The sequence below is a fragment of the Sphingobium sp. PAMC28499 genome (genome assembly GCF_004795815.1).
Taxonomy (GTDB): domain Bacteria; phylum Pseudomonadota; class Alphaproteobacteria; order Sphingomonadales; family Sphingomonadaceae; genus Sphingobium; species Sphingobium yanoikuyae.
The window spans coordinates 1,762,355-1,773,123 of the sequence record NZ_CP039248.1; the positions used below are offsets into that span (position 1 = coordinate 1,762,355).

Here is a 10,769-nt window from a genome sequence, read left to right on the forward strand (position 1 = left end):
GCCTAAAATTGTCGTGGGGGAACTACTTGCCGCCATCTGAGATTTTGCGGTGATGGCATCACAACCGATCATAGCCGACAGCGAAAGCGGCTCCGTTGTCCACCCGCAAGAGGCCGCCGAGAGCGCCGGGCTGACCTATGTCAACGACAACGAACCGGGCATCAAAAGGCTTAGACACGGTAAGAGCTTCCGCTACGTCGACCAGGGCGGAAAGCCGTTGCGCGATCGCAACACGCTCGATCGCATCCGCAAGCTTGCCATCCCGCCCGCTTATACTGATGTGTGGATCTGCGCTGGCGAGGACGGGCATATTCAGGCGACCGGCCGGGATGCCAAGGGGCGGAAGCAGTATCGCTATCATGCGCGATTCCGCGAAGTGCGCGACGGTACGAAGTACGAGCATATGCTCGAATTCGCAAAGGCGCTGCCGGCGATTCGCGCCAAAATCGACGAGCATCTGGGCCTGCGCGGTCTGCCGCGCGAGAAAGTGCTCGCGACGATCGTTCGCCTGCTGGAAACAACCATGATCCGCGTCGGCAATGCCGATTATGCGAAGCAGAACAAGAGTTACGGCCTGACGACGCTCAAGGACCGGCACGTCGCGGTCGAAGGTGCTGAACTGCGCTTCAACTTCAAGGGCAAGAGCGGCAAGCGGTGGCGGCTCAGCATCCGCGATCGCCGTATCGCCCGGATCGTCAAGGCGAGCCAGGACCTGCCAGGCCAGCATCTGTTCCAATATCTCGATGAAGATGGCGCTCAGCGCGAGGTCAGTTCGGGCGACATCAACGCCTATCTCAAGGAAATCTCGGGCACGGCCATCACCGCCAAGGATTTCCGGACGTGGAGCGGCACCGTCCTCGCCGCCATCGCGCTTTCCGAATATGAGAAGGTCGATAGCGCCGCAGCAGCCAAGCGCAACGTCCGCGAGGCTATCGAAGCGGTCTCGGCACGACTCGGCAACACCCCAACAGTCTGCCGTAAATGCTATATCCATCCCGAAGTGTTCGAAAGTTACCTCAGCGACGCGTTGGTGCTGGAGGCACGCGACGAGGCGTCCAAGGAACTGCGCGGGGATCTTGCGCACCTGCGCCCGGAAGAGGCTGTCGTACTCGCCTTCCTGCACGAGCGGCTAAGCGCCAAGGCGAAGGACGTGGCCGCATAGCAATCGAGGTCAAACTCGCTTCGATGAGGAGGAGCCCCAATGATCGCTGACCTGGCTGGGGGGGTGGCCCCCGCCGCCACCATGATCGCCGCGATGATGACCGCCGCCAATCTCGGTGCACGGATCACCGGATGGGGTTTCGTGGTCTTTACGATCGGGTCTGTCGGCTGGTCGATCGTTGGTCTATCGAGCGGCCAGACCAACCTCGTCGCTACCAACGCCTTCCTGACGCTCGTCAACGGCGTCGGAATCTGGCGCTGGCTTGGTCGCCAGCGCGTCTATGAAGATGGCGGCAAGGCGGCGCAGACGGCGAGCCGACGTTCGGGTTCGCCAACCCTGTTCACTGCCACCGGCTTTGCCGGCATGCGCGTGCTATCGCGCGAAGGACGGCATATTGGCAAATCGGTCGAAGCCCTGCTCGAATGCGGGACCGGCACGGTCAGTTATGTGGTCGTGTCGAGCGGTGGCGTCGGTGGTGTGAAGGAGACGCTGCGCGCCGTTCCAGCCGACGCCGTCCAGTTCGACTGCGAGGAGTTGCGGCTATCCTTGTCGTTGCAGGATTTCGACCTGCTAGACTCGATCGTCGATGACGAATGGCCTGCAAGCCCGCCTCGGCATCACACTCCCGGCCAATCCAGCGCCTGACGCATCTCGTCTCCAGCGCACCTTCCTGAAGACTGCGGTAGCTCACACATTCAATGCGCGTGATTGCGAAGGCCCGCGATCTCCTCCACGGAGCGAAAGGCAATAGCGTTCACACTTCGTTCCGCCTATACCTCTTCGGCCAATTGCCGAAAGATTGGTGCCAAGGCTGGAACGATCCTTGAGAGATACTGACGAAGACGCTCGCATTCTTTTCGAGCTTGCCCGGAAAGGAAGTGGTCCCGACCCATTTTCGTCGGCGGTTCGCGCCACGCGGATGCCGATGCTCATCACCGATCCGAACCAGGCCGACAATCCGATCGTCTTCGTTAACGAAGCTTTTTCGCGACTTACCGGCTACGCTCATCAGGAGATCATCGGCCGCAACTGCCGGTTTCTCCAAGGCCCGGACACCGACCGGAACGATGTCGCGCGGCTGCGCGACGCGATCGCCGCCAAAACGCCGATCGAGCTGGACCTGCTCAACTACAAGAAGGACGGCACAACCTTCTGGAATCGGGTGCTGGTGTCACCGGTCTTCGATGGCGAAGGCCAACTTTCCTATTTCTTTGCATCGCAATTCGATGTGACGCTGGAGCGGGAGCGCCTGTCACGGCTCGAACGCGAGCGCGTCGATCTGGAATCTGAGGTCGCGCGGCGCGATGCCGAGCTGATCGCGAGCGAACAGCGGCTGCGCTTCGCCCTTAAGGCCGGGCAGATGGGATCGTGGAGCCTCGACATCCAGTCGCAGCGCATGATGGCATCGGAAGGATGTAAGGAGAATTTCGGCAGGCCCGTCGACGAGCCATTCACCTACGAAGACCTGATGGAAGCGGTGCATCCCGACGACCGTGCGATGCGCGACCAGGCGGTCACGACTGCGATCGCGAAGGGCACGCTGCTCGACGTCGAATATCGTCTGCTGACACCTGGCGGCGAGGAACGTTGGGTGCAGATCAGGGGGCAAGCCAACTACCGCGCCGATGGTACGCCGCTATCGATGGTCGGCGTGTCGCAGGACATCACCGATCGCAAGCGCGCGGAGGAACATCGCGCGCTCCTCGCCGGTGAACTCAGCCACCGGGTGAAGAACAGCCTCGCAATGATCCAGGCGGTTATCTCGCAGACTCTGCGTCGGGCAACCTCACTCGAGGAGGCGGGAGAAGCGCTGCAGGCGCGCGTGTTCGCGATGGCGGCCGCCAATGACTTGCTCGTCCAGCAGAACTGGGAAGGCGCGTCGCTTCGCGATCTCCTGGGGCGGACGCTGGCGCCGTTCGGAGCAGATGATGGGCTGCAGTTCCGGCTTGCAGGGCCGAATGTCCAACTTCCTCCGAGGATCGCGACGTCGCTGGCGCTCGCAATGCACGAGATGGCGACTAACGCCGCGAAATATGGCGCGTTGTCGGTGGAGGGGGGCTCGGTCCAGATCGGATGGGACATCGGCACCGAAGCCGGTCGCAGGAGCTTGCGCCTGAACTGGGCCGAGACCGGAGGGCCGCCGGTGTCAGCGCCGGATCGCACCGGCTTCGGCACGACGCTGATCGAGCGCGTGCTCGCGCGTGAAACGGACGGAAAGGCCGTGATCGTCTATGCGCCCGGAGGCGTAAAACTCACCGTTGACGTTCCCATGCTTGGTGATGACGGTGCGACCCTCGAGTAGCGGCGGGGCGACGTTCCCAAGCCCGTCTCATTCGTAGCGGGACAGATCGACTTCCTTGCCCGGTCCGCTGAAAATTTTGGCGCTGAGATTGCGGACGAGGTCCGAACTGGCGACGCCGAGCACGCCGTGGAGCAGGCTGATGCCGAGCTGGCTCTTGGGATGCATGAGCCGGGGCGCTATCTTGGGCACACCTTGGCCGTCCTTAACCATAGGCCGCATCTGGTCCTCATAGGCCTGAAACGCGGCATCGATATCGGTATTTCGGATGAGCTCCTGCGCCAGCACATAGGCGCCAGTGACCGCCAGGGTGGTGCCGATCCCTGCGAGCGGCGTGGCACACCAGGCGGCGTCGCCGGTCAGAACGACGCGACCCAACGACCAGCGCGGCAACCGCACCTGCCGGAGCACGTCCAAATAAAAGTCGTCGGTGCCATCCATGGCCGCGAGGATGCGCGGCGTCTTCCAACCAGCATCGGCAAAGCGCTCGTGCAGGAAGGCCTTCTGACGCTCGACATCCCAGTCCTGCTCGCCCTCGGCTTCCTTTGAGAGCGACAGCATCGCACGGGTGGTGCCGTGCTGGTCGGGGCGGAGCGAGACGCTACGCTTGCCCGGCGCGTTGAACCAGCGCCACATCCGATCGTCGTCATCCGATCGCGGAATAGTGAGATAGGCGATGGTCATATCCATCCATTGCGGATCGTTTTCGCCCTTGAAGACCATTTCGCGTGTTGAGGAGCCGACGCCCTCTGCGACGATCACCGCGTCGAAGGTCTCAGTTTTGCCACTGGAGAAAGTGACTCTGGTGCTATTCGGCGTGTCATCGACCGCCTTGATGTCGTCGCCAAACCGATAGGATGCTCGATCCTTCGCAGCGTTATACAGGAGACGTGCCAAATCGCCGCGCAAGATCTCCATCTCCGCAGTCGGACCATCGTTTCCGTTCTTGTCCACTGCGAAACGCGCTGCCTCGCTGCCGTCCTCGTTGACCCAGACCGTGCCTTCCTCGCCGGTGCCGTGATCAAGCGCAGCAGCCTCCAGGCCTAGCCGGCGAAGCACCTCACGCCCGACGCCGCGTACATCGACATTTTGCCCACCATCACGAAACGCCTCGGCCCGCTCGACCACTAACACCTCGTAATCGTGACCGGAAAGCACCGCGGCGATAGTGTTGCCGGCGACACTGGCACCGGTGATGAGGATGCGTTTGGGCATGCAGGTCTCCTTGTCTCGACAAACCACATCGCCCATGATTGCGTTCCCCGTCTGATCCGCGCCTGTCGTTTCCGACGCTTGCGTGCCAATCCGCGCAGGGGTCCATGCGGACACGATAGCGGTTCAGAGTGGGGGCATTGTGTTTAGATGAGGGTATTAAGATCGCGTTGCTGTCGAACGGTTTCAGGCCGATCGAGCGGCAGGTTTTGACAGAAGCTTTCTTCGCGAACCCGACAGGCGAAAGACGTATTCTGGTCGTTAGCCGTCAATGCCCAATGACGGGAATTGCTCGGCGGCCGACTCCGTACGACCGTTAACTATCCCCGTGACCCGGCTCCGATCGGGACGTTCGCCTATCGGCCAGATGCGCCGATCTGGTAGAGCTGATCGCGAACAAATTATGAGGAAGATATTGTCGGAGTAATCGTATTTGAGTCACAAATTCGGAATCAAACACGCCCATCTTCAACAGCTTATAGAAAATTTGGGGGCAGAATTGGGGGCATTTTTGGGGACCTGCACGAAGGTTTCATGTAATATCAAATGCTTAAAAACGATATATGAGTCCCGTAAGCGAAGCGACGGGCGGGCGTGCGGTGCGTTCGATCAGGATGTCATTGCGTTGCGGTCTGCCGCTTCGCCGACGGTCAGGTGAAAGGCGAACGGCCTTTTCGGGGCGCCGGACCCCTGTAAACGTCTTGGCAATAATCCTGCCCCAAAGTGGGGCATGTGCTTTCAGGTTTACTATGGGGCTTGGCTATGATGCGGTCGGCGCCTAGCCTTGTTGCCATGCGCATCTTCTTGACCCTGCTGCTGGTGTCCGCAGCCATCACCGCGTCGGCCTTTGCCCAGAGTGCGCCGGCCCCGTTCACCCTTGCCGAAAATGGCCGGGGCTTTGTCTCGCTTGCCGATGCGATCGGCGCGATCGGCGATGGCAAGGGCACGATCATCGTCGCGCCGGGCACCTATCGCCAATGCGCCGTGCAGAATGGCGGCGAGGTGACGATCAAGGCCGCGACGCCGGGCAGTGCGATTTTCGACGGCACGATCTGCGAAGAAAAGGCGGCTTTGGTGCTGCGCGGCCGCGCCACCATGGTCGATGGCCTGATCTTCCAGAATTTGCGGGTCCCCGATGGCAATGGATCGGGTATCCGCCTCGAAAAGGGCAATCTTTCCGTCAGCAACAGCCTGTTCCGCAACAGCGAGGAAGGCATTCTGACCGGCGAGGATCGCGGTGCCACGGTCCAGATCGACAAATCGACTTTCCGCCATCTGGGCCGGTGCGACCGCGATCTCGACTGCGCCCATGGCATCTATATCGGCCGGGTCGCGCGCCTCACCGTTACCCGTTCCCGCTTCGATCAGGGCGATGGCGGCCATTACCTCAAAAGCCGCGCCGCACAGGTCGACATTCGCGACAACAGCTTCGACGATAGCGGTGGCCATCTCACCAATTACATGATCGACCTCAGCAACGGCGCCAGCGGCCAGATCGTCGGCAACGACATGGTGCAGGGCAAGGACAAGGATAATTGGTCCGCCTTCATCACCGTCGCGCCCGAGGGCCGCGAACAGGACAGCAGCGCCCTGGTGATCGAGGGGAACAAGGCCGGCTTCGTGCCGGGCCTGGCGCGCGGCTCGACCTTCGTCGCCAATTTCACCGACGATGTCGTCCGGATCGGCCAGAACCAGCTTGCCCCCAGCATGAAGATCAAGGACCGGCGCTGACTTTGCCGCGCCGATCTGATAGGGACGAACGATGCGCACCACCTATGACAGCGCGACCGTCCGCCTCTATCATCTGGGCGACGACGGTGCGGCGATGACGATCCTGTACGGCCCCCTGAGCGAAGCCCTGCGCGTCGCCGAGCAGCAGCCGCAGGAGGTGCAGGACGGTCTGTTCCTCGCCACCGACAATGATGTCGTCGCCTATCTCGACCTGATCGAAAGCTGAGCCGCCACGGATTTCGGACGAGAAAATAGGAAAAAGGCCGGTCCGTCAGGGTAACGGACCGGCCTTCGCTGGCCTGAAAACCAGAAGGGGGGGACTGGTTCAGGCGGGCATTTTTCAGGCTGCCTCGGCCGCTTCCTCGGCAGTGGGCAGACGGATCAGATAGTCGAAGGCCGACAGGGCTGCGGTTGACCCCGCACCCATGGCGATCACGATCTGCTTGTAGGGCACGGTGGTGCAGTCGCCGGCAGCGAAGATGCCGGGCTGGCTGGTTTCGCCGCGCGCGTCGATCTCGATCTCGCCACGGGGCGAGAGGGCGATCGTGTCCTTGAGCCATTCGGTGTTGGGCACCAGGCCGATCTGGACGAAAATGCCTTCCAACTCGACATCATGCTCGGTGCCGCTGTTGCGATCCTTGTAGCTGAGGCCGCTCACCCGCTCGCCATTGCCGTTCACCTTGGTGGTCAGGGCCGAGGTGATGATCTTGACGTTGGGCAGGCTGGCAAGCTTGCGCTGCAGCACCGCGTCGGCGCGAAGCTGGCTGTCAAACTCGATCAGCGTCACATGGGCGACGATGCCGGCCAGGTCGATCGCCGCTTCGACGCCGCTATTGCCGCCACCGATCACCGCCACGCGCTTGCCCTTGAACAGTGGACCATCGCAGTGCGGGCAGTAAGCCACGCCCTTGTTGCGATATTCGTCCTCGCCCGGCACGCCCATCTGCCGCCAGCGGGCGCCGGTCGACAGAATGATGGTGCGGCCCTTCAGCGACGCGCCATTTTCCAGCACGACTTCATGATAGCCGCCTTCGGTCTTGGCGGGGATCAGCTTCGCCGCCTTCTGCAGGTTCATGATCTCGACGTCATAATCCTTGACGTGCGCTTCCAGCGCGCTGGCGAGCTTGGGGCCTTCGGTGCGGCTGACCGAGATGAAATTCTCGATATCCATGGTGTCGAGCACCTGGCCGCCGAAGCGTTCCGCCGCCACACCTGTACGAATGCCCTTGCGCGCCGAATAGATGGCCGCTGCCGCGCCGGCGGGGCCGCCGCCGACCACCAGCACCTCGAACGGATCCTGCTTGCGGATCTTCTCGGCCGCCTTGGCTTCGGCGCCGCTGTCGATCTTGGCGACGATCTGCTCCAGCTCCATCCGGCCCTGGCCGAAAGGTTCGCCGTTGAGGAAGATGGTCGGCACGGCCATGACCTTGCGGGCGTCGACCTCATCCTTGAACAGGCCGCCGTCGATCGCGACATGGCTGATCCGGGGGTTGAGCACGCTCATCAGGTTCAGCGCCTGCACCACGTCGGGGCAGTTCTGGCATGACAGCGAGAAATAGGTTTCGAAGGCATAGTCGCCGTCCAGATCCTTGACCTGCTGGATCAGATCCTGCGCGGCCTTGGACGGATGACCGCCGACCTGCAGCAGGGCGAGCACGAGCGAAGTGAATTCATGGCCCATCGGCAGGCCGGCGAAGGTGACGCCGATATCGGTGCCGACGCGGCGGATCATGAAGCTGGGCTTGCGCTTGTCATCGCCCGTGGCGAGGCTGACCTTGTCCGACAGTTCGGCGATTTCGGTCAGCAATTCGTTCATTTCGCGCGACTTGGCGCTTTCATCCAGCGAAGCCACCAGCTCGATCGGCTGGGTGATGTTCGCCAGATAGGCCTTCAACTGCCCCTTGAGATTTGCGTCCAACATGTCTGTCTGGCTCCGTGGAAAAAATGGCGGGCCGTCCCGATCGGGAGGACGCGACGGCCCGTCCGGGGAATTGGTGCGACCCAAAAGCCCCGTTGAAACTAAGATAAGTCTGTAGAAAGCGTTTTGAAGGTCCGCCGGGTCCCCTCAATCTGGGCGAACCCGGCGGCCTGTCAGCACCTAAAGATGCTTAGATCTTGCCGACGAGGTCGAGCGAGGGGGCGAGGGTTTCCGCGCCTTCTTCCCACTTGGCGGGGCAGACTTCGCCCGGATGGCTGGTCCAATACTGCAGCGCCTTGATCTTGCGCAGCAGTTCGGCCGCGTTGCGACCCACGCCCTCGGGGGTGATTTCGACCAGCTGGATCACGCCTTCGGGATCGAGCACGAAGGTGCCGCGATCGGCCAGACCAACGCCTTCACGCAGCACGCCGAACTGGTTCGAGATGTCGTGGTTCTGGTCACCCAGCATGTAATAGTTGATCTTGCCGATGGCCGGCGAGGTGTCGTGCCAGGCCTTGTGGCAGAAGTGGGTGTCGGTGGACACCGAGTAAACTTCCACGCCCATGCCCTGCAGGGTGGGGTAGATGTCGGCCAGGTCTTCCAGCTCGGTCGGGCAGACGAAGGTGAAGTCGGCCGGGTAGAAGAAGAAGACGGCCCACTTGCCCTTGACGTCGGCATCGGTGACGTCGACGAACTTGCCTTCCTTGAAAGCGGTTGCCTTGAAAGGCTGCAGGGGGGTGTTGATGAGAGCCATGGGCTATCCAGTTCCTTGATTAGGGTTGCTGTTGCGAAGCCTGTTTAGGGAAGCGGATGATTCGGGGGAAATTGGTTTTCTCGGACATGTTGATAGATAAAAGCGATCACACGCTATCCGATTAATCGAACAGCTCATTGATCCCGCAGGGCATGACCCATGGCCCGTTCGACCAGCTGCTGTGCCTCCGCCGCGCTGAAACTGGTGGGATCCAGGCAATATTCCAGCCACAGCCCGTCGACCAGCGCGGTGAGGCCGATCGCCTTGAGCCGTACCTGCGCGGGCGAGAAGGCCGGCGCGGCGGCGGCGACCAGCCCCTCCAGCTGCGCGCGCGACGCGGCATAGATGTCGGCATGGGCGGCCGCAACATCGGCGTTGGACTTGATCAGGCTCCAGAAGGCGATCCAGGTGGCGAGCAGGTCGGCGTCGAGCACGGGCTCGCGGAAATTGGCCTGGAGAAAGGCGCGCAGCCGGTCCAGCGGATCATCGCCCGCGCCTGCGATCGCTGCGTCCATGGCCTGGGACACGCGCTGCCCTACATCGCGATAGGTGGCCAGGATCAGCGCGTCGACGCCCTCGAAATAATGGGTCAGCAGCCCCGACGATACGCCCGCGGCGGCGCAGATGGCGCGGACGGAGGTGCCTGCCACGCCCTTTTCCGCCAGACATTTTGCCGTTGCGTCGATCAGTGCCTGCCGCCGGACATCGGCGGACTCCCGTACGAATTTCGCTCTCACTTGCCCCCCGGCATGGGACGACCCGGCGTCCCGAACATGCTATTCTGTTGCCGCTCATTGTGCGGAAATGACGGGCGCTGGCAAGCGCCGTTCGACCCGATTGCGGATCGATCCGGCCGGTTCGCCCGTTTCCCCCGCATATTGTCGTCATGACAGCAAGGAGACCATGGATGATCCGACAGCCCGCCACCACGTCCGCCCTTCGCCTGATCCTGCCCGGTCTGGGCGCGCTATTGCTGCTGGGCGGCTGCGCCAAGGGCGTGGACAATGAAGCGGTGGCGAACAATGCGAGCGTGCCGGCCCATGCCGAGGCGATCGAGGATACGGACTCTGTCGCGGCCCCGGACAATGTAGGCGCGGCGCTGCCCACCGACGAATGGGTCGGGCGCTGGACTGGGCCGGAAGGGCTGTTCCTCGACATCCAGCCCGCGCCCGATGGCAAGTCGGGCCATTATGCGCTGGCCAACAAGGATAATCTCGACCGGGAGGCGACCTATAGCGGCCTGGCCGATGGCGCGACGATCCGCTTCGTGCGCGATGGCCGCGATCTCGCCATCCGACCGGGCACGGGGGCGGAGACGGGCTTCAAATATCTTGCCGACAAGCAGGACTGCCTGATCGTGAAGCCGGGCGAGGAAGGCTATTGCCGATAAAGCGGGATCGGCAAGGGTCATGCCGGCGCGACAGGGCCGAAGTTCACAGTGTCGTGCGGCATTCAGGGCCATTTGCACCGGATATGCGCGTGCCACGCGCCCATGACGCGACGGTCGCGCGTCAATTGGGTCAGGACAGCCTCGCACCGACGCGCCGGTCGGGCCATGTCGACGCGACAGGGAGGCGACACATGGGTCACCGCCTGTGGCCGGCTGCGGTCGGGGCGAGGGAAGGGGGCGGTGCTGGGGCATCGCCCAGGGTAGATCAGAGATTGGGCGAGTAGGACAGGGCTTCGCTACTCT

At 62.5% G+C, this 10,769-nt stretch carries 10 protein-coding genes; 6 read left to right on the forward strand and 4 right to left on the reverse strand.

Annotation, left to right across the window (positions count from 1 at the left end; genetic code table 11):
• Positions 1-52 precede the first annotated feature (52 nt).
• The 3 genes from E5554_RS08525 to E5554_RS08535 all read left to right on the forward strand — a co-directional run bounded on the left by E5554_RS08525 (position 53) and on the right by E5554_RS08535 (position 3,464).
• A complete protein-coding gene (locus tag E5554_RS08525; RefSeq protein WP_097382296.1) occupies positions 53-1,162 on the forward strand; it encodes a DNA topoisomerase IB in 1,110 nt (369 codons plus the stop codon).
• A gap of 39 nt (positions 1,163-1,201) precedes the next feature.
• Positions 1,202-1,807: a PRC-barrel domain-containing protein gene (locus E5554_RS08530; protein WP_136186538.1), complete on the forward strand. Its 606-nt coding sequence runs from the start codon at positions 1,202-1,204 to the stop codon at positions 1,805-1,807.
• A gap of 178 nt (positions 1,808-1,985) precedes the next feature.
• Positions 1,986-3,464 (forward strand): PAS domain-containing protein, encoded by a 1,479-nt coding sequence (locus E5554_RS08535; RefSeq protein WP_247594411.1) that lies wholly within the window; start codon positions 1,986-1,988, stop codon positions 3,462-3,464.
• 27 nt (positions 3,465-3,491) lie between these two features.
• Here the strand turns inward: E5554_RS08535 and E5554_RS08540 are convergent, their stop codons facing one another.
• A complete protein-coding gene (locus E5554_RS08540; protein ID WP_136186540.1) occupies positions 3,492-4,676 on the reverse strand; it encodes an FAD-dependent monooxygenase in 1,185 nt (394 codons plus the stop codon).
• Positions 4,677-5,465: 789 nt separating this feature from the next.
• On the opposite strand from E5554_RS08540, the gene E5554_RS08545 reads away from it, so the two are divergent.
• Positions 5,466-6,404, forward strand: a complete 939-nt coding sequence (locus E5554_RS08545; protein WP_136186541.1) for a right-handed parallel beta-helix repeat-containing protein — start codon at positions 5,466-5,468, stop codon at positions 6,402-6,404.
• A gap of 31 nt (positions 6,405-6,435) precedes the next feature.
• Positions 6,436-6,630, forward strand: coding sequence for a hypothetical protein (locus E5554_RS08550; RefSeq protein ID WP_004210651.1), 195 nt, complete (start codon positions 6,436-6,438; stop codon positions 6,628-6,630).
• A 114-nt stretch (positions 6,631-6,744) separates the two neighbouring features.
• Here E5554_RS08550 and ahpF read toward each other — a convergent pair whose 3' ends face one another.
• The 3 genes from ahpF to betI form a co-directional block, all read right to left on the reverse strand.
• Complete coding sequence (ahpF, locus tag E5554_RS08555) at positions 6,745-8,325, reverse strand: alkyl hydroperoxide reductase subunit F (protein ID WP_136186542.1); 1,581 nt, start codon at positions 8,323-8,325, stop codon at positions 6,745-6,747.
• Between the two features lie 187 nt (positions 8,326-8,512).
• Positions 8,513-9,076 carry an alkyl hydroperoxide reductase subunit C gene (gene ahpC / locus E5554_RS08560; protein ID WP_004210655.1) on the reverse strand — a complete coding sequence of 188 codons (564 nt, stop codon included), beginning with the start codon at positions 9,074-9,076 and terminating at the stop codon, positions 8,513-8,515.
• A 134-nt stretch (positions 9,077-9,210) separates the two neighbouring features.
• Positions 9,211-9,813: a transcriptional regulator BetI gene (gene betI, locus E5554_RS08565; protein ID WP_037511538.1), complete on the reverse strand. Its 603-nt coding sequence runs from the start codon at positions 9,811-9,813 to the stop codon at positions 9,211-9,213.
• Between the two features lie 170 nt (positions 9,814-9,983).
• Between betI and E5554_RS08570 the strand changes: the two genes are divergently transcribed.
• On the forward strand, positions 9,984-10,466 hold the full coding sequence (locus E5554_RS08570) for a hypothetical protein (RefSeq protein WP_136186543.1): 483 nt from the start codon (positions 9,984-9,986) through the stop codon (positions 10,464-10,466).
• Positions 10,467-10,769: the final 303 nt, after the last annotated feature.

Bases quoted from the DNA above. Each gene is read 5' to 3' on its own strand.
- E5554_RS08570 (WP_136186543.1), top strand. From the start codon at position 9,984: ATGATCCGACAGCCCGCCACCACGTCCGCCCTTCGCCTGATCCTGCCC.
- ahpC (WP_004210655.1), bottom strand. From the start codon at position 9,076: ATGGCTCTCATCAACACCCCCCTGCAGCCTTTCAAGGCAACCGCTTTC.
- ahpF (WP_136186542.1), bottom strand. From the start codon at position 8,325: ATGTTGGACGCAAATCTCAAGGGGCAGTTGAAGGCCTATCTGGCGAAC.
- E5554_RS08540 (WP_136186540.1), bottom strand. From the start codon at position 4,676: ATGCCCAAACGCATCCTCATCACCGGTGCCAGTGTCGCCGGCAACACT.
- E5554_RS08550 (WP_004210651.1), top strand. From the start codon at position 6,436: ATGCGCACCACCTATGACAGCGCGACCGTCCGCCTCTATCATCTGGGC.
- E5554_RS08545 (WP_136186541.1), top strand. From the start codon at position 5,466: ATGCGCATCTTCTTGACCCTGCTGCTGGTGTCCGCAGCCATCACCGCG.
- E5554_RS08525 (WP_097382296.1), top strand. From the start codon at position 53: ATGGCATCACAACCGATCATAGCCGACAGCGAAAGCGGCTCCGTTGTC.
- E5554_RS08530 (WP_136186538.1), top strand. From the start codon at position 1,202: ATGATCGCTGACCTGGCTGGGGGGGTGGCCCCCGCCGCCACCATGATC.